The organism is Bradyrhizobium sp. 604_D8_N2_3 (assembly GCF_051810765.1).
Taxonomy (GTDB): domain Bacteria; phylum Pseudomonadota; class Alphaproteobacteria; order Rhizobiales; family Xanthobacteraceae; genus Bradyrhizobium; species Bradyrhizobium barranii.
In genome coordinates, this window is record NZ_JBPWPM010000001.1 from 1,922,542 (window position 1) to 1,944,340 (window position 21,799).

A 21,799-nucleotide genomic window follows, 5' to 3' on the forward strand; every position below is an offset into this window, starting at 1 on the left:
CTATGGCTATCAATTGACCGCTCCCGGACACGCGGCTAGTCTTTGTTACGCAAACGCAATCAAGCGCTTGGCCCCCTGGATGGGAGGTCGGCATGCGCGATGCGGGCCTTGAACGAGCCATCGATGCGGCGGGCGGCGTTGCCGAGCTTGCCCGAAAAATCGGTATTGCCCAGCCCTCGGTGTCGAACTGGAACAGGGTGCCCGCGCAACGTGTGATTGCGGTCGAAGGCGCAACGGGTGTGTCGCGCGAAGTGCTTCGTCCCGATCTCTATAGCGAGCCGGCCGCGCCGGACGACGCGGTTGATCCGACCGATGCCGCGCGCGCGCAGGAATACGCGCTGCTTGCAACCTTGCTCTCGTCCGCGCCGTCGGCCGCATTGCTCGAGCAGATCGCGCAACTGCATGGCGATGCGACGCCGCTTGGACGCGCCCATGCAACCATTGCAGAAGCTGCATCGGTAGCGGCCGTATCCGAGGTCGAGCGCGAATATTTTGACCTCTTCGTCGGTCTGGGTCGCGGCGAGTTGCTGCCTTACGCATCCTATTACTTGACGGGGTTTCTCCACGAACGTCCGCTGTCGCGCCTGCGCGACGATCTCGCCGCGCTCGGCATTGAGCGGGTCGAGAGCAATTTTGAGCCCGAGGATCACGCGGCGACGCTGTGCGAGATCATGGCGGGCCTTGCGGTGGCACGCTTCCCAGTGCCAACGGAAGCACAGCGCACATTCTTCGAGAAGCATGTGTCCCGCTGGATGGGACGTTTGTTTGCCGACATGGAGAAGGCGGAAAACGCCAAATTCTACCGGTCGGTCGGAACACTTGGACGAAATTTTCTGGAAATCGAATCCGAGGCTTTCACGTTCGTCAACTGACCAGCGCCGCTGGTCCAGGAGAGATGCGATGAGGGACGAGCAGAGAACGACAGTCGGACGCCGCGATTTCCTTCGCAAGGTCGGCATCGGCACGGTCGGTGCGGGCGCGACGCTGGCAACGCCCTTGATCACGCCTGCTCAGGCGGACAGCGAGACCGACGATGAGAAACGCAAGGCGCGCTACAAGGAGACCGATCATGTGAAGGCGTACTACCGTGTCAATCGCTATCCGGGTTGAGAGGAGGCGGCCGTGCTGATCAGGAGAACACAACAGCGTTCCGAATCCGCTTCACGCGGATCAATCGCGGGAGGTTTGTCCGGGCAAACCAATGGTCTCGACCGCCGCACCTTCCTGCTCCGGTCTGGCCTTGGTGGCGGCGCTCTCGCTGCAGTGAGCACGCTGCCGGTCGGCGGCGTCCGCAAGGCGAAAGCAGCAGTGGCAGGTCCCCTCACATCGGGAGCAACCGTTCGCAAGAGCGTCTGCACGCATTGTTCGGTTGGATGCACCGTGACGGCGGAGGTGCTGAATGGGGTGTGGATCGGCCAGGAGCCGAGCTGGGAGTCCCCGATCAATCGCGGATCACATTGTGCCAAGGGCGCTTCTGTGCGCGAGCTCGTGCACAGCGAGCGGCGGCTGCGCTATCCGATGAAGCTTGTGGGCGGGCAGTGGACGCGTGTCTCCTGGGATACGGCGATCAACGAGATCGGCGACAAGCTCCTGGAAGTCCGCGAGAAATCTGGGCCCGATTCCATCTATTGGCTCGGCTCGGCCAAAATGACGAACGAAGGCGCCTATCTGTTCCGCAAGCTCGGCGCGTTCTGGGGAACCAACAACACGGATCATCAGGCGCGCATCTGCCATTCAACGACCGTTACCGGTGTGGCCAACACCTGGGGCTACGGCGCGATGACCAACAGCTTCAACGATATCCGCAATGCCAAGACCCAGGTCATCATGGGCGGCAATCCAGCCGAGGCGCACCCTGTATCGTTGCAGCATCTGCTTGAGGGCAAGGAGCTTCAAAAGGCCAACTTTGTCGTCATCGACCCGCGCCTGACGCGAACCGCGGCACACGCGACCGAATATGTTCGGATGCGGCCGGGCACCGACATCCCGGTGCTGTACGGCATGATGTGGCACATCCTCCAGAACGGGTGGGAAGACAAGGAGTTCATCCGACAGCGGGTCTATGGATTCGATGATCTCCGGAAAGAAGTGGAGAAGTGGAATCCGGCAGAAGTCGAGCGTGTCACCGGCATTCCCGGCGAGCAGCTCAAGCGCGTCGCCAAGATGTTTGCTACCGAGAAGCCGGCAACGCTGATCTGGGCCATGGGCCAGACCCAGAAGACCGTTGGCACCGCCAACGTGCGGGCCAGTTGCATCGCACTGCTGATGACCGGCAATGTCGGCGGAGCGGGCATGGGCGCCAACATCTTCCGTGGCCATGACAACGTGCAAGGCGCGACCGATGTCGGGCTCGATATCGTCACGCTGCCGTTCTACTACGGGCTCGCCGAAGGCGCGTGGAAGCACTGGTCGCGGGTTTGGGAAGTCGACCATGAGTTCCTGAAGTCGCGCTTCGACTCCAAGCAGATCATGGAAACGCCCGGCATCCCGCTGACCCGCTGGTTCGAAGCGGTGACGCTGCCGAAAGATCGGATCGCGCAGAGGGACAATGTGCGGGCCGTGTTCGTGCAGGGGCACGCCAGCAACAGCATCACCCGCATTCCTGAATCCCTTAATGGCCTGAAGGCGCTCGAGCTGCTCGTCATCGCCGACCCGCATCCGACGACCTGGGCCTCGCTCTCGGTCGAGGCGGGACGCAAGGATGGAGTCTACATTCTCCCGGTTGCCACGCAATTCGAGTGCAAGGGTTCGCGCGTTGCCTCGAACCGCTCGTTGCAATGGGGCGAGCAGGTCGTGAAGCCGATCTTCGAATCGAAGGACGACCTCGAGATCATCTATCTCCTGGCGAAGAAGTTCGGCTTCGCCGACAAGATGTTCAAGAACATCAAGGTCGAGAACAATCTGCCCGAGGCGGAGGATGTGCTGCGTGAGATGAACCGCGGCAGCTGGTCGACGGGATATTGCGGGCAATCGCCCGAGCGCCTCAAGGCGCATATGAAGAACCAGGCGAAGTTCGACATGCTGACGATGCGGGCGCCCAAGGACGATCCCGAGGTCGGCGGCGACTATTACGGTCTGCCTTGGCCGTGCTGGGGATCACCTGAAGTCAAGCATCCGGGCACGCCGCTGCTCTACAACACCAATCTGCACGTGATGGACGGTGGCGGCACGTTCCGTCCGCGCTTTGGCGTCGAGCGCGAAGAGAAGCTGCCCGACGGCACCACGCGCAAGGTCAGCCTGCTCGCGGACGGCTCGTACTCGAAGGGTTCGGCGATCGAGGACGGCTATCCGGAATTCACGCTGGCGAGCCTGAAGAAGCTCGGCTGGGACACGGAGCTCACGGAAGCCGAAATGGCTGTTATCAACAAGATCAACCCGGCCAAGCCAGACGTGGTGTCGTGGTCGCTCGACCTGTCGGGCGGAATCCAGCGTGTCGCGCTCATGCATGGTTGCGTGCCCTATGGCAACGGCAAGGCGCGGATGAATGCGTTCGGCTTGCCCGACCCCATTCCGGTACACCGGGAGCCGATCTACACGCCGCGCGTCGACCTGGTCGCGAAATATCCGACGTTGCCCGACGCCGAGCAGTTCCGGGTGCCCAATATCGGCTTCTCGGTGCAAAAGGCGGCGGTCGAGAAGGGGATCGCGAAGCAATTTCCGCTCATCCTGTCGTCCGGCCGTCTGGTCGAATATGAGGGCGGCGGCGAGGAGACGCGCACCAACCCCTGGCTCGCCGAATTGCAGCAGGACATGTTCATCGAGATCAATCCAGCCGATGCCGCCGAGCGCGGCGTCACGGACGGTGGCTGGGTCTGGGTCACGGGCGCAGAGAACAATTCGAGGGCCAGGATGAAGGCGCTCGTCACCGAGCGTGTCGGCAAGGGCGTTGCCTGGATGCCTTTCCACTTCGGCGGTTGGCTCGCAGGCAAGGATCTTCGCAGCAACTACCCCAAGGGCACCGATCCGATCGTGCTCGGCGAAAGCGCGAACACGATCACCACCTACGGGTATGATCCCGCGACGAACATGCAGGAGACGAAAGTCACTCTCTGCCAGATCGCGGCGGCATAAGGAGCAACGACGATGGCACGTATGAAATTTCTCTGCGACGCCGACCGTTGCATCGAGTGCAACGCCTGCGTGACGGCTTGCAAGAACGAGCACGAGGTCCCCTGGGGCATCAACCGGCGTCGTGTCGTCACCATCAATGACGGCAAGCCGGGCGAACGCTCGGTCTCGATGGCCTGCATGCACTGCACCGATGCGCCCTGCGCTGCGGTGTGTCCGGTGAACTGCTTCTACACCACCGCCGACGGCGTGGTGCTGCACTCCAAGGACCTCTGCATCGGCTGCGGCTATTGCTTCTACGCCTGTCCGTTCGGCGCGCCGCAATATCCGAAGGTCGGCAATTTCGGCTCCCGCGGCAAGATGGACAAATGCACCTATTGCGCCGGCGGTCCCGAAGCCGACGGCAGCAAGGAGGAATACGAGAAATACGGCGCGAACCGGCTTGCCGAAGGCAAGCTGCCGCTTTGCGCCGAGATGTGCTCGACAAAATCGCTGCTCGCCGGCGATGGCGAGATCATCGCCCAGATCTACAGAGAGCGCGTACTGAAGCGCGGCTACGGCTCGGGCGCATGGGGCTGGAAAACCGCCTATCGCGAGACGATCGAGTCCTGAAGCAGGCCGCGGCCACGCGGCGCAGATGCCGAGGAGGAGTTCATGTCGTCATCCGGAAGGTTCATTCCAGTCACCATCGGCGCGTGGGCATTGCTTCTGTTGATCATTGCGGCGCCGGCACCGTCACTGGCCCAGCAGGTCAATCCGACAGCGAGCTCGGTTAACGAGCGGCAGCTGCTCCAGGAAATGGACCGGATCCAGGGGCGCGTCAGCATTCCCGACCAGCGCTCCAGCGTGCTCATGCAGCCGGCTGGCCGCGAGTGGCGTGAATTCCGCAACGTGGCGCTGCGCTGGATTGGCGGGGTTGCCATCCTCGGCATGCTGGCGGTTCTCGTGATCTTCTATTTGACGCGCGGCATGGTCCGTCTGGAAAGCGGACGATCCGGCCGCACAATCGTGCGCTTTTCCTTATTCGAGCGTTTCGTGCATTGGATGACTGCGACCTGCTTTGTCGTTCTGGCGATTTCCGGATTGAACATCACCTTCGGCCGTCCGTTGCTCCTGCCGCTGATTGGCCACGAGGCGTTTTCCGAATGGTCGCAGTGGGCGAAGTATGCGCACAACTACCTCAGCTTTCCGTTCACCATCGGAGTCGTGCTGATCTTCCTGATGTGGATCGCTGGCAACGTCCCGAACAAGGCGGATGTCGATTGGATCAAGCGCCGTGGCGGTATAGTAGGTCACGATCATCCACCGGCCTATCGTTTCAACGCCGGCCAGAAGGCGATCTATTGGATCGTGGTCATCGGCGGAGGCCTGGTGGCGGCCACCGGATATGTGCTGATGTTCCCGTTCTATCTGTCAGGTATCGAAGGGATGCAGTTCGCGCAGATCGTTCACTCCATCGTGGCGATGCTCTTCATCGCGGCGATGCTGGCGCACATCTATATCGGGACGATCGGTATGGAAGGCGCGTTCGAGGCAATGGGCAGCGGCACTGTCGATGTCAACTGGGCCAAGGAGCACCATGGGCTCTGGCTTGAAGAGCAGAATGCGCGCGCCGAAGCGAATGCACGGCCCCGGCCGGCGGCCACCGCGGCGGAGTAGGGATCGCGCGGCCCATAAATGTGCCAGGCGCTTGGTCAGAGCCGCACGCCCGTCGTCGCAAACGCTTGTTGGACGGGTTCCTGGATCTGGTCAAGGACGACAAAACCGGCCGCCGCGATCACAATTGCGGCTGCGCAGGCGAGCAAGAAGGCTTTCATGGCAAGGCTCCGCAGGAGATCGGGGGGTAGTTTATATGAGCGAGCAACCTGCGGACAACTGAATCAGCACGTGTCAAAATCCGATCGTTGGTTGGTCGGTTGGCACGATAGCGCCGCCGAATCTACCACAAGAACGGAGCGACCATAGTCAGCTGTCGAGCAGTAGTTTGACGAAACAACATAGGCAATCATCGCGACTCGTTGGCGCAATCGCTGAGCCGTCAGGAAGAAAACTGTCCGCAGATCATTTAGGTCGCGCCGATGATCGGTACATCGCGCGCCTTTGAATTATGACAAATTTTCTGCTGGCGGCGGCCTTACGGACCGGGCAGCTCGATCCGCGAGCTGGACGAGCACCCGGTCGTGCATGTGGCGTTCAACGACGCCGAGGCTTTTGCCAAGTGGGCAGGCAAGGAACTTCCGACCGAGGCCGAATGGGAATTCGCGGCCGACCTCGCCACTTTGCGCTGTTTCGCGATCCTGGCGACCCAGGTTCGAGCACCCGTGCCCCCGCCTTGAGGCGCTATTCCGACCGCGAAATCGAGCGGCGGGCGTCCCTCATTTCCGCTATGATCAAGCCATGACGATCGGGATCACCGGACCCGAACGGAAGGTACCAAGGCAGAGTGCCGTGGTCGGGCTCACTATTGCGGCCGCTGTCATTGGGGTTTGCCTGATCCTTCTCTGGCTCGCGAGCGACCTCCTCGTCGACTGGCTGTGGTTTTCCTCGATCAATTATCCGCAGGTTTTTTGGACGACAATCGGTGCGAAAACCGTCATCTTTCTTGCGGTCTGGACCGGAACCGCCATCATCCTTTGGCTGAACGGATGGTTCGCACTGCGCTTTGCCCGACGGCGGTCGACACAGCTTGTCACCGCTTCGGTGTGGAACTTCGCGGTCAACGCGCCGCCAGATTTGCTTGCGCTTTTACGCGATCGACTGCCGTGGTCCCGGTTGATCGTAGGTGGGGCAGCTTTGATCGCTCTGCTCGTCGCCGCCGCAGAAGTCGGCAACTGGGGTGTCTTCCTGCGGTTTGTCTATCAGGTGCCATATGGCGCAGACGATCCGCTCTACAACAAGGACATCGGCTTCTATCTCTTCTCGCTGCCCGCCTATATCCTCATCAAAAACTGGATCATGCTCGCGCTCGTTCTCAGCGCGCTTTTCGCCGCGGCGATCTACTGGGTGCACGGCGATATCGAATACGACCTTCATCGTCGATCAATGTCGTCGATGGCGATTGCCCACGGCTCAGTGCTGCTCGGTCTTTTCTTTGCGGTGAAGGCCTGGTCCTATGGTCTTGATCGCTATCTGCTGCTCTACGGCGACAACGGTGTGGTCGTCGGCGCAAGCTACACCGATGTCCACGTGAGGCTCCCGGCCTTGTGGTTGATGATCGGACTTTCGGTCATCGCGGCGTTCGCCACGTGGGCAAATTTGCGGGTGCGCACCTACCGGCTTCTTGCCGCCGCGTTCCTGCTTGTCGTGATCGGGTCTTTCGTGCTGTCCAGCGTGATTCCCGTGCTGTTCCGGGAGTTCTTCGTCAAACCAAGCGAATTGGAGCTGGAAAGGCCCTATATCGAACGCAACATTGCGCTCACCCGGCAGGCTTACAATCTCGATCAGATCGCAGCCAAGCCGTTTGCGGCGGAACAGAAGCTTAGCTTCAAGACGCTCGACGCCAACAAGGCGACAATCGACAATATCAGGCTGTGGGACTGGCTGCCCTTGTCGGACACCTACGCGCAGCTGCAAGAGATCCGCACTTACTACAAATTCCATGATCTTGATGTTGATCGCTACTGGCTCGATGGCTCCTACCAAAGCGTGATGCTCTCGGCTCGCGAATTGCAGCCCTCCCTGCTGCCGCCCAATGCCCAGACATGGGTCAACCGCCACGTGCTGTTTACTCACGGCAATGGCGCGGTGATGAGCCCGGTCACGCGCAAAAGCACCGAGGGGCTACCGCTGCTCTATTTGCGGGATATCCCTCCGGTTGCGGATGGAGGCCCCAAAATCCACGAGCCGCGCCTCTACTACGGCGAACGGAGCGACAACTACGTCATCGTCAAGGGGAGCACGCCGGAGTTCGACTATCCGAAGGGAAAGGACAATGTCTACGCGGCTTATGACGGTACGGGCGGCGTTCCGATAGGAGCGATGGTGTGGAGAGGCCTGTTCGCTTACTACTTCAACGACCCGAACCTACTGCTCTCAAGCTACATCACGACCGACAGCCGTATCATGATCCGGCGCAATATCGGGGAAAGAGTACGAACGATCGCCCCGTTCCTCAGGCTCGATCACGATCCTTATCTGGTCATCAGCAATGGGCGGATGTTCTGGATGCAGGACGCCTACACGGTGAGTTCCTACTTCCCCTCCGCGCAGCCGGCGCAAGACGAGGATATCAACTACATTCGCAATTCAGTGAAGGTCATCGTCGATGCCTATAACGGGACCGTCGACTTTTACCTGATGGACACCGGCGATCCGATTGCAGCGACCTATAGGCGTATCTTTCCGAGCATGTTCAAGCCATTCTCGGCCATGCCGGCGGATATGCAGAGGCACATTCGCTATCCGGAGGACCTGTTCCTGATTCAGGCGCAGCTCTATCAGAGCTATCACATGGAGGCCGCTGACGTTTTCTATAACCGCGAGGATCTCTGGCAGTTCCCGCGCCAGCCGGGCGGCGGCGGCATTGCGACGATGGCCCCATATTACATCATCATGCGACTGCCCGGCGAGCCGCAGGCCGAGTTTTTCCTCATGCTTCCCATGGTGCCAAGCCGCCGCGACAATATGATCGCGTGGCTCGCCGCGCGTTGCGACGCACCCGACTACGGCAAGCTGATTGTCTACGAGTTTCCCAAGGAGAAGCTCGTCTACGGGCCGTTCCAGATCGAAGCGCGGATCAATCAGAGCACCGATATATCGCAGCAGATCACGCTGTGGAATCAGATGGGCTCGCGGGTGATACGCGGTGCGAACCTGCTTGTGATCCCAATCGAGAACTCGATCCTCTATGTAACGCCGCTCTATTTGCGAGCGGAGCACGGACACCTGCCGGAGTTGAAACGCGTGATCGCAGCCTATGGTGAACATGTGGTGATGAAGGAGACGCTCGACGAGGCCTTGTCAGCACTGTTTATCGAGCCTGGCGCGGTGCGGCCGGTCTCGAACACGAAGGAGGAAATTCCTGTCGCACGCCCGTCGGCAAGTCAGGCACGGGAGGCGCTCGACCGTTACAATCATGCCGTTGAACGATTGAAGTCCGGCGACTGGAAAGGCTTTGGCACGCAGTTCGACGCAATGCGCGAGCTTCTGGAGGAAATGAACCGGCACGCCACGGGCCACTAGCGTCGCGGCTCCTTTGGCGCTCATTGGAGAACACAGGGGCTGCATAGTTCGGGCTGAACACGCAACGAAGAGAGGCCTTGAGCTTGATGCGATACAGGCGGTGTTTGCACTCGCGGTACGAATGCCACTGAGAAGCGAGGTGGACCGCAAGCAGGTCGAGCCGGATCTCCCCTGTGAACCAACCGACAGGCCCACTGTCGCGCCTACTGCTGTGGCCACTGACTGAGTTCATCTTCAGTTACAACACGCTCGAAATTCTCGGTTTTGCTTTTGATGCGGTATCGAATGCGTCCGTCCGCCTCAATCGGGAGGCATGCAACAATTGTGTAGACGGTCCGTCCGCCATTGTCGGCGCGGCCCTGCGGTCGCTGGGCTTGATGATGAACGTCGTCGTTGATCGAGAAGATGTAGGGCATTGTGTTCCTTACAGCATTTGGGGCGCGTGCGCCGCACAGAGAAGCCCGCCGGCCCGCTGATTGCAATCAAGGTTTTGCGGGCCGTGAACAGTCCCTTCGAGAAGGCCGCGGAACCCGAGGCCAGCCGCGGCGCCCTCTCATCTCATTCCCGTGGCAACCCATGCCACCGGTGGTATGGTGAAGGGGTTCGACCTATTGAATGACTTGATGGCCGCGCCCCGAGGGGGCCTTTCCAAGACATCGCTGGATCGAATTTGCTCACACGGATTGTGGGTAGCGAACTCTTTCGTGGGTATTGTTGGAGACGGATAATGGCAACGGGTGTCGTGAAGTGGTTCAACGGCCAGAAGGGCTTTGGCTTTATTCAGCCGGACAATGGTGGGCCGGATGTATTTGTTCACATTAGCGCCGTCGAGCGTGCGGGCCTTCATGGACTAGCCGAAGGGCAGAAGGTCTCCTTCGAGGAGAAGACCGATCCGAGGCGCGGAAAGACGAGCGCTGAAAATCTGAAGACCCTATAACATCGGTCGACGCTTCGGTTTCACGGATGTACTGAGAAGCAGGCTACAGGGGGGATATCATCGCCGACCTGCGGCGGAGATGCCGCACGATTGTTCGTTAAGTTTTATCGTTCATCCGCTAGGTCGCGGAACTTAGCACCAGCGGCACCGTCCCCAGCGTGCGCAGCAGCCGCCGCAACCCCCGCAGCCACCGCAACCACGCACAGCTCGGCAACCACGGCAGCCACGGCAACCACCGCAACCTCGGCGAACAACAACAGCGGCTAGCTGCACGTCGCTTCCAGCATTTTCCTTATCGAAGAGATAGAACGTGGCGAGACTGACGTCGGCCATTTCCTCTTCGCCAAGAACGAAGCGCTGATTGGGCGAGATGTTGTCAGAATGCGGGATATGAGCAGTGGGTATCGTGTGCGCGGATGCGCTCCCCGCCAGCGAGAGACCCAGTCCGGCCGTACCGAGTGCCGTCACGGCGGCGGCTTTGGTTGCGCGTGCGTGCTTCGCAGCTTGCTTCACCCGTGGCATGGTCGCCATCCTTTCGGAAGTTGTCGTGAAAGGGTCAGCTTGACGTAGCAAGTGTGCCTGTACGTCTAGAAATGCGACCTAGCGCATTCGGTTCCCCTTCGCGCGCGGGTCTTTTTGAGTTACAACTGGTGGTGGACCTGACTGACCGTCTGACGATGTCCGTTAACAGGGGCAGAGCGGAAGTTGGACTTCGCGGCGGTCAGTGCAGCTTTTGACCCGAAGCCGACAGGTTCGAACAGCTGGCGCTTTCCGCAAGGCTCCAGCCAGCGAGGCGACTGCGCAAGTGCTGCTCAAGAATTAAACGTCGATTGGCTTTTAATCTGGTGAGCGCGTAAAGGGTACAAACCGCACGAGGCTGGCGGCGCGCGTTGTTGTCTTGCCCGGGCCGGTTTTTTCCACCACCGTGAGTTGCTGAGTGGTGTAGGCAGGTCCCACCGGCATCACCAGCCGGCCACCCAATTTGAGCTGCTCAATCAGCGGCGCCGGTACGTGCCCGAGCGCTGCGGTGACGATGATTGCTTCAAAAGGACCGCAATCGGGCCAGCCAGCATAGCCGTCGCCAAGCCGAACGCTCACATTGTCATACGCGAGGTCTTTGAGCGTTTTGGCTGCGGCTGCGGCCAACTGCGGGATGATCTCGATGGTGCAGACCTTTCGCGCCAGGTGCGCAAGGATGGCAGCCTGATAGCCCGAACCCGTACCGACTTCGAGCACAACATCATCGGGCGCGACGTAAGCCAGCTGAGTCATCAAGGCCACGATGAATGGCTGCGATATGGTCTGGCCGGCGCCGATCGGAAGCGGCATGTCTGCGTATGCGATGGAGCAAGATCGCTCAGGGATGAACAGATGGCGTTGTGTTTGCCCCATGGCCTCAAGGACTCTCCCCGACAGCCCCTGCTGTCCCAAAACACTGACGTGGGACCGGGCGTAAGACCGGATGGTTTCGACCATGGCGGCGCGTTCGAGGACGCATTGCGCGTCCTGTGCGGTCACTTCGCGCACGACGGTCACCATAGAAAGCACGAGCAGCAGCAAGGTCCTCATGAGCCGTCTCCCCGATCTCGGTGGCGCTGCGGCGACAAGGCCGGTTGCGACGCACCCGCAGCAACCAGTCATGCCGGCGCTTGGGTCACCATCTATCTATGACGCGCGGTTGAGAAAGATCGGCAACCCCTGCTTGTTGCCGTAGATGGGGCGATAGCGCTCCGTGTTGTAGCTGCTGGCGACGTCCAATTTGCGCGGGCCGAGCTTGGCGTCAGGGATGGGCACGAGGTCGTAGCAGCCCTCTACCAGCGCCGACATGAGGCCGGTCTTGCCTTCCAGGATGGCATCGTAGGCCATGTTGCCGAAAGTCAGGGCCACAAGCTTGTCGATGAAGTCCGGATCGCCCGATCGCAGGTCGTAGGTGAGGTCGGAGGTGATCGTCTCCTCGCCGGCGCGCCGCCTGATCTCGTCGGCAAGCGATTCCGCCACGTTGGCCTTCTTGCGGTGACCGTAGGCGTCAGGCTCGCCGTATTCCTGCAGGTTGAAGCCCTCCCACTCGGCACCCTCGCTGAGCACGATCAGCGCGTAGTTGCTTGGGTTCGCTCGCTTCTCCTCGAGGAGCAGCTGGATCAGTTTGTCGAGGTTGACCTTGTACTCCGGTATGACGCATCGTATCGAGGTCGCATACGCGGCGTAGAGCGCTGTGAATCCAGCATCGCGGCCAAAGACGCGGAAAATGCCAATTCGCTCATGCGAGCCGACAGTGGTGCGCTGTCGCTGGATGGCATCGCTGGCGCGGGTGATCGCGGTCGAGAAGCCGATGCAGTACTCGGTGTTGCGGACGTCGTTGTCCATCGTCTTCGGGATGGCGATGATCTTGACGCCGAGTTCGTTGAGCTTGGCCGCATAACTGAGCGTGTCGTCGCCGCCGATGGCGATCAGGTGTTCGATTCCGAGCCCCGAAAGGTTCGCCAGCACCTGGCCGGTGAGGTCCCAGGTCTTGGTTACGATGCCGTCCTTGGTACTCAGGGAGACTGGAACGTCCCTGCCGACGAGATGATCGGGCAGCTTTTGTATTCTGGACGGATTGATGCGGCTCGAGTGCAGCACGGTGCCGCCGCGCCGGTCGATAGTGCGAGTGTTTTCACGGTTGAGCGGGATGACATAGTGAGACCTGCTGGTCGGGTCCTCGAGGTTCAAGTGCGTGAGGGCCTCCCAACCACGGCGGAGACCGACGACCTCGATGTCGTTCTCACTGCCGCGATAAGTCACGCTCTTGATGACTGCGTTGAGGCCGGCGACGTCGCCGCCGCCCGTGAGAATGCCGATGCGTCTTTTCGCCAAGCCAAACCTCCCAGCATTGGCAGGTCGTAATAATGCACAGCGCAGCTTCGCTACTCGGCCGCCTCCGGCTTGCGCTCCTCACGCAGCCGAAATCGCTTCACGAGTGCGGATACGGTGTCGCGGAAGCCGCCATATTCCAGCTCAGAATATGGCAGCATCGCAGCGCCGGACCAGCCCTGGCTGGGCATCTCGATTGCCTTGCGTTGCGCGCGCCGGCGCACCTCGTCCCACGCCGGGTTGTCGAAGAAATCGGTATAGGACTCGGAAAAGCGGCCGTCCTTGTCGACCGAAAAGCCAGCGCAAGAAACGATCGGCAGGCAGTACATGCCAGTGACCGGTGTATTGAGCGGCACGGGCATCAGCGGCATCACATGCGAGCCGCGCGCATCGCCACCCACGAAGTGTGCCTTGGCGAAGGGCGAGATAATCTCCTCGGGCGCCGGGAAAATTCCCTGGTTCCTGATGATTGCGACCGGATCGTCCTTGCCGGTGTACTTGCCTGCGATTGCGTGAAGACGTTGCGCCGACACGGCGGCGGCAACCTCGCCATATGTTTGAGAAACGATGCGATCAATGCCAAAGCGCTCGTTGTCGCGGAGCAGCGCGGCAATGTGGTAGTTGTCCTCGGGCGCGTCGAGTTCGATCACGCTGTCGCCCGCCGTGTGGTCCATGTCGATGACATGGAAACGGAATCCCTTGATCATCGGGGGTAGCATCAGCCCGGCGCAATACATGGGATCAGCGAAGGCGAGGTAGAGCGGCAGGTTATAGGCGCCGGGGCCGCATTTGTCGGCGGCGAACACCATGAATGATTCCGCGGGTCTCGGCCCCGAGAGGCTGTGGTCGAAGCTGAGCTCGGCGACGCCCGGGCCGGCACCGCGAATGTTTCCGGAAGGTGCGTCTGCGAGAAGATCCTGGCCGGCGCCGTAGAGACCGGAAGTCCTTGCAACCGAAGTGGCCGTAAGAAACGCCTTCCAGGCGAGTTGATGGATCTCTGAGCTCCCCTCGCCACGTGTGTGCGTCATGATGATCGCAATGTCGTCGCCGGTGTGGCAGACAAAACCGTCGATCAACAGACCATTGCAGATCGCCTTCGCGACCTCGCCCTCGACAGCTGCCATCATGCGTGAAGATGGCTTCGTATGCCCGCCGACTGAGCCAACGTCAGCCTTGATGACCGAAAGAGTGAGTCTCATGAGCATTCTCTCCGACCAGCACAGCGCGACGCCTCTGCGCGGGCTGCGCCGGGGCGACGGCGCTGCTCATACGCCGAAAGAACGTCTGATGCTACGTTCGGTTCCGCAGATGCCCTTCCTGCTCGAAAAATTCGGGCTCATCCGCTTCCCGAGATCTTCAACCACCTTAGGGATCATACCAGAACCGATAGGATAAGTAGATCATGCGCATCATTTTCTGCGGTGCACGAGTCCGGTTTTGGCCCGCGTGATACACGCCGGTGCAGTCTGACGATTTCCGTTCACAGGGGTAGACCGGAAGAGAGCGGCATTGTCCGCCGCTTGTGCCCGCACTGTAGGTAAGAAGGTGTCGAAACCACTGGAGAAGCGGCAGCCCAAAGAGCTCAGCAAGCGCCAGCTTTACGCCATACTAGCTGAGGCGGTCAGGAATACGGACTAAGAGCTAGCCCGCGAAGCGCGCCCGCCCTCCATAGTCCTGAAACGGGAAATGATATTGCCCGTCAGAATGCGGCGTCTATTGCAGATCGTGCCAAGATCGGGAAAGTTCGGCAATCTATGACGGCGTGTTCCGCCCGTGAATACACCGTATGGTTGGCCCAGAACAAAACGGGCCACGTTGTCATTTCAAACTAGGCCACTGTCGCCGGAAACAGGCCAGTGCCAAGACTTTGACAGTGGTCCGACCAGATCGACTTGCTTGAGGATGGGAGACCGCTTGGCCTATTACACAGCCCCTCAAAAGTGACCAACGGAAGTTATTCGCATTTTCGCAGTGCCGTCATCATCTTCTCAGCCAGCAACAACAACGGCGACGGTCTCTACCTCGTCGTCGCGAGTGCCAGAACTGGTGCTACCGATACTGGAAAGAAGGTAAGCCGCGCTGGCTCGGTCTAGGATCGCTCAAAGACGTGTCGCTAAAGGACGCGCGGCTTGCCCGCGACGCAGCGCGTCTTCGTGTCAAAGGCGATCGCAGCGCACCCGGCGTCGACATCGTGTGGAGAAGCGAGCGGCGCCTGAGGAAGCGAAAGCCGGAGAGACCAAGGTCACCCTGCCTACTTTCGAGCTGTGCGCCGAAATCTACATGCGCAAGCACTGGTCGATCTGGAGCACGAAGCATCGCAGTCAATGGCCGTCGTCGCTCAAACGGTACGCTGGCCCGACAATTGGAAACTCACGATCCCAGAGATCAAGCCTAGCCACGTCTACGAATTGTTGCGGCCGATCCGGGTTGAAAAGCGAGAGACGGCTACAACTTTCAGAACAATGCGCCATCTAGCAGGACCTTGGGGGCGATCCGAAACCGCCGGTCGTCTCCCTAAGGAGGGCAAGAGCGTCGCGCGTGCCGTGAGTGAGACGGGGACATCCTATCGAGAAACGTTCTGCGGGGTGGACTTGAGCGTCGTAGCTCACTTGATCCTTCCGCTGCTGTCTGATCCGTTAGTGCTCCCAATCAGCATGATCCAAGGCATTAGAAAGCTGAAGTAAAAGTTGCGACAATTGTTTTTTGTCGGCGATTGGGAAATCTTTGAATAGCCGAGCCTCGCGCTTACGCGAGGCTTCGGCCATTCTAGTGGCGAAATCTCTACCTTCGCGGGTAAGCTTGGCGATAGCGGCTCTGCCACGGGAGCGAGTCTGCTCGATCGAGATCAGCCCTCGATCCGCCAGGATGGCGAGACTGCGACTTGCTGCAGCCTTGTCGACGTCGGCAGCGTCGGAAAGTTCACTGACATTGAGGGATTCGATGCTCTTGAGCGTCATGAGAAGACGCCATTCCACGATGCCGATGTTCCAGGCCGCGCGGTAATACGCAGTCGCGCCTCTGTTGAGGCGCATGCCGAGGGTCGACACCAGCACGGCCACATGTTCACGGGCCAGCATTCCGGCATTCCGGGAACGTTCGTCCGAAGCTTTCTCCCTCTCGAATTTCTTGGTCGCCGGCATTTTCGAAGATCTCCAATGGACTTCGTTCCAAGTCCCGCATTTTGCAGCGCATTGATCCAGATCAAATTTCTTGACAAAACATTTATTGATGTATCAACATAGCGTCCAATCTCCCAATTCCAAGAAAAAAGTGGCGAGAGTGACATGGAAGGAAACGGCTTGGTCGCCGGTCTTGATCAGGCGAGGACGTATGCCGGCGCAATCGATTGCGACCTTCATCCGGCTGTGCCCGGGATGGGCGTCCTCCTGCCCTATCTGGACGATTATTGGCGCGAGATGGTCTCCGTCCGCGCGCTCGACCGTCTCAATCTGAGCCTGACCAGCTACCCGCAGAACTCGCCACTATCCTGTCGTCCGGACTGGCTTCTCCCGGGTGGTGCGAAGGCGGGCTCCTCGCTCGAAGCGATGCAAGACCATGTGCTCGATCGGTTTCGACCACGCTATGGAATTCTGAACTGCCTCTACGGCGCGCAGGTCCTTCACAGTGAGGATATGGCGGCAGCGTTCTGCCGGGCGACCAACGACTGGATCAGGGATCACTGGCTCAATCGGGATCCGCGCCTCCGCGCCTCGATCGTGATCCCGTCGCACAACGCGGAACTCGCCGTGGCGGAAATCGACCGCCGCACCGACGACTTCCGGTTCGTGCAGGTCCTCATGCTGGTGTCCGGTGAAACTACGCTGGGCCGGCGACATCTCTGGCCCATCTACGAACGCGCCGAGCGCCTCGGCCTGACGATCGGAATTCACGCAGGAAGCGCCTATCGATATGCGCCTACCGCCGTCGGGTGGCCGTCATACTATGTCGAGGACTATGTGGCGCAATCCGCCGCATTCGAGAGCCAGCTTCAAAGCCTGATATCGGAGGGCGTGTTCGCGAAGTTTCCCGGGCTCAAGGTCGTTGCAATCGAATCCGGGTTGACGTGGCTGAGCGGGTTCATCTGGCGCGCCGACAAGACATGGAAAGGCGTGCGAGCCGAGGTTCCGTGGGTCACGCGCACGCCGTCGGAGATCATCCGTAACAATGTGCGCTTCACCGTCCAGCCGGTCGATGCGGCGGACGACGGCGAGGCCATCATGCGGCTCGCCGATCACATCAAGTCGGACGAACTGTTCCTGTTCTCGACGGACTATCCGCATTGGCATTTCGACGGGGATGCGGTTCTCTCCGGCCGGCTCCCTGATGCGCTTTTCCGCAAGATCGCCAGTGAAAATGCGCTCGCCACTTACTCGCGATTGGCCACGGCCGATCAGATCATGGAGGTTGTGCCATGAGCACCGTTGAACTGGAACGGCCACGGGCCTCGAACTACAAGCTGAAAGTCATCGATTGCGACATCCATCCGGCGATGACGTCCTGGACCGAGGTGCATCCTTATCTGGAAAGGCAATGGATCGAGCATCTTACGGTCTATGGCAGCCACCTGCGCCACGCCTTCTCCGAGGCGCTGTCGCATCCGCGCATGTCGCCCGACGCTGCGCGGATCGATGCCTATCCGGAGGAGGGTGGGCCGCCGGGATCGAGCCTTGACCTGATGAAGAAGCAGCACCTCGATCCGAACGGGATCGAGGTGGGCATGTTGATACCCCTGCGCTGGAATCCGGGCAGTCAGAGAAATCTCGACCTTGGCGTCGCATTGACCCGCGCGATGAACACCTGGCAGGTCGAACGCTGGGTGAAGCAGGAGCCGCGTTTGAGGGCCTCGGTGCTGATCGCCCAGGAAGACACGGTTGCCTCCGTCGCCGAGATCGATTCCAGGGGAGGGGATCCCAACTTTACCCAGATCTTGATCCTGCCCAAGACGGACGAGCCGCTCGGACGCCGGCGCTACTGGCCGATCTATGAGGCGGCCGTGCGCAACAACCTGCCGATCACGATTCATGTCGGTGGCACCAATGGCCATCCATCGACCGGCGGCGGATGGACATCCTATTACATGGAGGAACATCACTCGGTCGCCCAGACCATGCAGGCGGTCGTGGCGAGCCTTGTCTTCGAAGGGGTCCTGGCGCGCTTTCCCGAGTTGCGCGTCGTGATCATGGAAGGCGGCTTGGGCTGGGTACCGTCGCTCAATGCGCGCATGGACAAGCACTGGGCACGCCTTCGGAGCGAGGTTCCTCATGTGAAGAAGCCGCCGTCGGAATATGTGCGCGAGCAGGTGTGGTTCAGCACGCAGCCGATGGAAGAGCCGGCGACGTCGGCCGAATTGATCGATCTGTTCGACAGGATCGGATGGGATCGGCTGCTGTTCTCCACCGACTACCCGCATTGGGATTTCGACGATCCGCGCTACGCGTTTCGTGCCAACCTCACACAGGCCCAGCGCGAGCAGCTTCTCTACGAGAATGCGCGCAAGTTCTACAGGCTGGACTGATGGCGCGGCATGTGGTTGCGACCGTGGATCAGATCCCGCCGGGCCAGCGCCTGCTGGTCCAGGTCAATGGACGCGAGATCGGCATCTTCAATGTCGAGGGCGAGTATTTCGCCGTCGGCAATCGTTGCCCGCATGAGGGGGCGTCCCTGTGCAAGGGACGCATCGTCGGGCTCGTCGAGGCGACGGGGCCCGGTGACTATCAATACAGCCGTCGTGGTGAGTTGTTGCGCTGCCCGTGGCATGGCTGGGAATTCGATCTGCGAACCGGTCGGTCATGGTGCGAGCCGGATCGCACCAAGGTCCGAAGCTATGAGCTGAAAGTCGAGCCCGGAGGCGCGCTGATCGAAGGCGAGCTGCGCGCCGAAACGTTTCAGGTCACGATCGACAAGCAATATGTTGTCTTGGAAGTCTGAAGACCAGTGAATCAATTAAGCAAATAAAAGCGCATTGGGAGGAGTAAGTGGTGTTCAAGCTAGGGATGTCGGCGGCTGTCGCCTGTTTCGTGGGTCTGTTGAGCTCCGCGCAAGCCGAGGACGGTTCTTGGGACAAGGTCGTCGAGGCCGCCAAGAAGGAAGGCAAAGTCGTGGTCTACAACATGGCCTTGGGCGCTCCCTACTTCACGGCTGTCCTCAAGTCGTTCGAAGCGAAGTACGGAATTCCGGTCGAGAGTCTCGACCTCCGTGCCAGTGAGCTCTCCGAGCGCATCCGCACCGAGCAGGCGGCCGGCCGCTTTCTGGGCGACGCGGAAATGGTCACGACGACCATGATCGAGGAGCAACTCAAGAACGGCGATTTCGTGCAGAAACTGCCGCCGATCCCGAATGCCGCCCATTTGCGACCGCCGTTCAAAGCCAATGAATACAGCGTGCCGGCCTTCATGCAGCCGATGGGCATCCTCATCAACACGCGGCTGGTCAAGGAGCAGGACATCCCGACGAGCTGGAACGATCTCAACGATCCCAAATGGAAGGGCAAGATCCTCTCGGACGACATGCGGCCGCTCGGCAGCGGGAATACCATGTTCGCCATCCTGGAAAAGACCATGGGCACCGACTTCAACCAGAAGCTCGCCGAGCAAAAGCCCGTGTTCAGCCGCGATATGCGAAACGACGCGCGGCGCGTCGCTCGCGGCGAGTACGCCATCTATATCCCGCAGATCTTTGCCTTTACGTCCGATCTGAAGGGGCTGCCGGTGAAAGTCGTGATTCCGAAGGAGGGTGCACCTTTCGCGGAGATGGATCTCGCGGTGCTCAAGAACGCGCCGCATCCCAACGCTGCGCGTTTGTTCATCGACCACTTCCTCAGCGTCGAGTCGCAATTGCTCTACGCGAACGCATGGATGCTTCCGGTGAACGCCGCGGCCGCCGAGCGCGCCAATCCGGACGCGCAGCAGTTCGTGAACGCCAAGATCATTGGTCCCGCCAAGCTGGCTGAGCGCTCCTCGATGATGGATCTCGCCAAGAAGCTTTACCCCTGAGAGACCCATGAGCGTTTCAGCCGGAGAGGGAGTGAACAACCTCGTCGAGAGGCGTACGACCGGCCTGAGCGGGATCGGGCGGTGGCTGCAGGCGACTGCGGCAGGCCGCCTTGCGGCGCTCGCTCTGCTCGTCGTCGTTCTCGCCTTCCTTTCCGTCTATCCGCTGTCGATGCTGCTCTATGGAAGCCTGCATTCGACGCCGCCGGGAATGGCCGGCACTTTCAATCTGGACGGATATCGCGACGTCATCACGCTGCAAAGCGCGGTGACACTCCTCAACACCGTCGGCATATCCCTGGCCAAGACCATCCCTTCGGTAATCCTGGCCGTCTTGCTCGCCTGGATACTGGCGCGAACCGACACGCCATTCCGGGGGGCTCTGGAAGTCCTGATCACGCTGCCATTCTTCATTCCCCCGATCCTGACCGCAATGGCGTGGGGCATGCTCGGCAATCCGCAGGTCGGATTGCTCAATCAGCTCTATCAGTGGGTCACGGGATCAGAGACAGCGCCGATCAACGTCTATTCATATGGCGGCGTAGTCTGGCACATGATGCAGTATTCCGTGCCGTTCCTGTTTCTTCTTATCGTGGACGCCTTCCGAGCGATGGATCCGAGTCTCGAGGAGGCGGCGACCATGTGCGGCGCATCACGCCTGCGAACTTTTCGCTCTGTCACGCTGCAGCTTATGCTGCCCGCGCTGACCGGTGCGGCCATCCTGAGCTTCATTCGCGGCATCGAGAATTTCGAGTCGCCGCTCTTCTTCGGCTCACCGGCGGGAATTCGGGTCATCACGACGGACATCTACGACTCGATCAACCAGCGGTCGCCGCCGCAATATCAGTATGCAACCGCGATCAGCTTCGTCATCATGGCGCTATTGTTCCTGATCGTTCTTCTGCAGCGGCGGATGCTGCGCGGCCGGAGTTTTCAGACCATCACCGGCAAGGGCTATTCACCTTCGGTGATGAAACTCGGTGCATGGCGATGGGCAACCTTTGCCTTTTGCGTTCTGTTCTTTGTGGTGACGGTGGTCCTCCCGGTCGGGCAACTCATCATCGGCTCGTTCTTCAAGTTCTTCGGGTTCTACCAGTGGGACATGCTGACACTCGAGCACTATCAGGCGGTGTTCGGCAGCAGCGAGTTCTGGCGCGGGTTCAGCAACACGATGTTCCTGGGCCTCGTCGGCGCCACGCTGACGATGTTGCTCGGCGCAACCGTCGCCTATGTCTCGGTCCGAACGAAGTGGCGAGGCCGGTTGCTGATCGATTCGATGGCTTGGCTGCCGTGGATGATGCCCGGCATCGTCCTTGGTGTCGGGTTTCTCTGGGGGTTTGCTCTGCTGCCTCACGCGATTCCGATCTACGGCACGATCTGGGCGCTGCTGCTGGCCTATATTTCGCTTGGGACGCCGCTTTCGGTGCGCGCCATGTCGAGCGCATATGCGCAGCTTTCGTTCGACCTCGAGGAGTGCTCCCGGGTGCATGGCGCAAGCTGGCTGCAAACCATGAGGCGCATCGTCCTTGCCCTGGCCTGGCCTTCCTTCGCCGTCGGATGGGTGCTGGTGTTCTTCGGCATCATGCGCGAGCTGAGCGCATCCGTTCTGCTCTATTCTGTCGGCTCCGAGGTGTTGTCTGTCGTGCTGCTGAAGCTGTGGGCGAACGGCAATGCGGAGCAGGTCAGTGTCATTGGGCTCATCATGATGGTTCTCGTGATCGTCTTCCGTTGGGTTCAACTCAAGTTCATCAGCAGCCGTATCGGTGGAATGTGA

At 60.3% G+C, this 21,799-nt stretch carries 20 protein-coding genes and 1 pseudogene; 15 read left to right on the forward strand and 6 right to left on the reverse strand.

The window, feature by feature from the left end; translation table 11 throughout:
• Positions 1 to 92 precede the first annotated feature (92 nt).
• Genes AB7245_RS09000 through AB7245_RS09020 form a run of 5 tightly spaced genes read left to right on the forward strand, consistent with a single transcriptional unit; the run spans position 93 to position 5,727 of the window.
• Positions 93 to 872: a molecular chaperone TorD family protein gene (locus tag AB7245_RS09000; RefSeq protein ID WP_085403302.1), complete on the forward strand. Its 780-nt coding sequence runs from the start codon at positions 93 to 95 to the stop codon at positions 870 to 872.
• Between the two features lie 28 nt (positions 873 to 900).
• The gene (locus AB7245_RS09005) at positions 901 to 1,110 is read left to right on the forward strand and encodes a twin-arginine translocation signal domain-containing protein (RefSeq protein WP_063985307.1); all 210 of its coding nucleotides are present in this window, start codon (positions 901 to 903) and stop codon (positions 1,108 to 1,110) included.
• A 12-nt stretch (positions 1,111 to 1,122) separates the two neighbouring features.
• Positions 1,123 to 4,071 (forward strand): formate dehydrogenase subunit alpha, encoded by a 2,949-nt coding sequence (locus AB7245_RS09010; RefSeq protein WP_063985306.1) that lies wholly within the window; start codon positions 1,123 to 1,125, stop codon positions 4,069 to 4,071.
• Positions 4,072 to 4,083: 12 nt separating this feature from the next.
• The gene (gene fdh3B, locus AB7245_RS09015) at positions 4,084 to 4,680 is read left to right on the forward strand and encodes a formate dehydrogenase FDH3 subunit beta (RefSeq protein WP_063985305.1); all 597 of its coding nucleotides are present in this window, start codon (positions 4,084 to 4,086) and stop codon (positions 4,678 to 4,680) included.
• Between the two features lie 42 nt (positions 4,681 to 4,722).
• Complete coding sequence (locus tag AB7245_RS09020) at positions 4,723 to 5,727, forward strand: formate dehydrogenase subunit gamma (RefSeq protein ID WP_063985304.1); 1,005 nt, start codon at positions 4,723 to 4,725, stop codon at positions 5,725 to 5,727.
• Positions 5,728 to 5,762: 35 nt separating this feature from the next.
• Here the strand turns inward: AB7245_RS09020 and AB7245_RS09025 are convergent, their stop codons facing one another.
• Positions 5,763 to 5,885: a hypothetical protein gene (locus AB7245_RS09025; RefSeq protein ID WP_256376430.1), complete on the reverse strand. Its 123-nt coding sequence runs from the start codon at positions 5,883 to 5,885 to the stop codon at positions 5,763 to 5,765.
• A gap of 306 nt (positions 5,886 to 6,191) precedes the next feature.
• Between AB7245_RS09025 and AB7245_RS09030 the strand changes: the two are divergent.
• Both AB7245_RS09030 and AB7245_RS09035 read left to right on the forward strand, forming a co-directional pair.
• Positions 6,192 to 6,335: pseudogene (locus AB7245_RS09030) on the forward strand (SUMF1/EgtB/PvdO family nonheme iron enzyme); the annotation flags it as partial.
• A 130-nt stretch (positions 6,336 to 6,465) separates the two neighbouring features.
• Entirely contained in the window at positions 6,466 to 9,249 is a 2,784-nt protein-coding gene (locus tag AB7245_RS09035; RefSeq protein ID WP_085403303.1) for a UPF0182 family membrane protein, read from the forward strand.
• 203 nt (positions 9,250 to 9,452) lie between these two features.
• On the opposite strand, the gene AB7245_RS09040 is transcribed toward AB7245_RS09035, so the two are convergent.
• Positions 9,453 to 9,665: a hypothetical protein gene (locus tag AB7245_RS09040; protein WP_085403304.1), complete on the reverse strand. Its 213-nt coding sequence runs from the start codon at positions 9,663 to 9,665 to the stop codon at positions 9,453 to 9,455.
• A gap of 311 nt (positions 9,666 to 9,976) precedes the next feature.
• Between AB7245_RS09040 and AB7245_RS09045 the strand changes: the two genes are divergently transcribed.
• Positions 9,977 to 10,186 (forward strand): cold-shock protein, encoded by a 210-nt coding sequence (locus AB7245_RS09045; protein ID WP_038945713.1) that lies wholly within the window; start codon positions 9,977 to 9,979, stop codon positions 10,184 to 10,186.
• An 837-nt stretch (positions 10,187 to 11,023) separates the two neighbouring features.
• Here the strand turns inward: AB7245_RS09045 and AB7245_RS09050 are convergent.
• The 3 genes from AB7245_RS09050 to AB7245_RS09060 all read right to left on the reverse strand — a co-directional run bounded on the left by AB7245_RS09050 (position 11,024) and on the right by AB7245_RS09060 (position 14,241).
• Positions 11,024 to 11,755: a protein-L-isoaspartate(D-aspartate) O-methyltransferase gene (locus tag AB7245_RS09050; RefSeq protein WP_084795290.1), complete on the reverse strand. Its 732-nt coding sequence runs from the start codon at positions 11,753 to 11,755 to the stop codon at positions 11,024 to 11,026.
• Between the two features lie 96 nt (positions 11,756 to 11,851).
• Positions 11,852 to 13,039, reverse strand: coding sequence for a 6-phosphofructokinase (locus AB7245_RS09055; RefSeq protein WP_085403306.1), 1,188 nt, complete (start codon positions 13,037 to 13,039; stop codon positions 11,852 to 11,854).
• Positions 13,040 to 13,089: 50 nt separating this feature from the next.
• On the reverse strand, positions 13,090 to 14,241 hold the full coding sequence (locus AB7245_RS09060; RefSeq protein WP_349642911.1) for a fructose-1,6-bisphosphatase: 1,152 nt from the start codon (positions 14,239 to 14,241) through the stop codon (positions 13,090 to 13,092).
• Here AB7245_RS09060 and AB7245_RS09065 point away from each other — a divergent pair.
• Both AB7245_RS09065 and AB7245_RS09070 read left to right on the forward strand, forming a co-directional pair.
• Positions 14,234 to 14,431 (forward strand): hypothetical protein, encoded by a 198-nt coding sequence (locus AB7245_RS09065; RefSeq protein ID WP_439034203.1) that lies wholly within the window; start codon positions 14,234 to 14,236, stop codon positions 14,429 to 14,431. The two genes, AB7245_RS09060 and AB7245_RS09065, sit on opposite strands and share 8 nt — an antisense overlap.
• A gap of 526 nt (positions 14,432 to 14,957) precedes the next feature.
• Entirely contained in the window at positions 14,958 to 15,431 is a 474-nt protein-coding gene (locus AB7245_RS09070; RefSeq protein WP_343287581.1) for an Arm DNA-binding domain-containing protein, read from the forward strand.
• Between the two features lie 241 nt (positions 15,432 to 15,672).
• On the opposite strand, the gene AB7245_RS09075 is transcribed toward AB7245_RS09070, so the two are convergent.
• Entirely contained in the window at positions 15,673 to 16,176 is a 504-nt protein-coding gene (locus AB7245_RS09075; RefSeq protein ID WP_085403308.1) for a MarR family transcriptional regulator, read from the reverse strand.
• Between the two features lie 144 nt (positions 16,177 to 16,320).
• On the opposite strand from AB7245_RS09075, the gene AB7245_RS09080 reads away from it, so the two are divergent.
• The 5 genes from AB7245_RS09080 to AB7245_RS09100 all read left to right on the forward strand — a co-directional run bounded on the left by AB7245_RS09080 (position 16,321) and on the right by AB7245_RS09100 (position 21,799).
• Positions 16,321 to 17,451 (forward strand): amidohydrolase family protein, encoded by a 1,131-nt coding sequence (locus AB7245_RS09080; RefSeq protein WP_439034204.1) that lies wholly within the window; start codon positions 16,321 to 16,323, stop codon positions 17,449 to 17,451.
• Positions 17,448 to 18,551 carry an amidohydrolase family protein gene (locus AB7245_RS09085; RefSeq protein ID WP_135217089.1) on the forward strand — a complete coding sequence of 368 codons (1,104 nt, stop codon included), beginning with the start codon at positions 17,448 to 17,450 and terminating at the stop codon, positions 18,549 to 18,551. Before AB7245_RS09080 ends, AB7245_RS09085 begins: the two co-directional genes overlap by 4 nt.
• A complete protein-coding gene (locus AB7245_RS09090) occupies positions 18,551 to 18,964 on the forward strand; it encodes a Rieske (2Fe-2S) protein (RefSeq protein WP_063985295.1) in 414 nt (137 codons plus the stop codon). Before AB7245_RS09085 ends, AB7245_RS09090 begins: the two co-directional genes overlap by 1 nt.
• Positions 18,965 to 19,011: 47 nt before the next feature.
• Positions 19,012 to 20,028: an ABC transporter substrate-binding protein gene (locus AB7245_RS09095; protein WP_245344197.1), complete on the forward strand. Its 1,017-nt coding sequence runs from the start codon at positions 19,012 to 19,014 to the stop codon at positions 20,026 to 20,028.
• A gap of 208 nt (positions 20,029 to 20,236) precedes the next feature.
• Positions 20,237 to 21,799, forward strand: coding sequence for an ABC transporter permease (locus AB7245_RS09100; protein ID WP_439034205.1), 1,563 nt, complete (start codon positions 20,237 to 20,239; stop codon positions 21,797 to 21,799).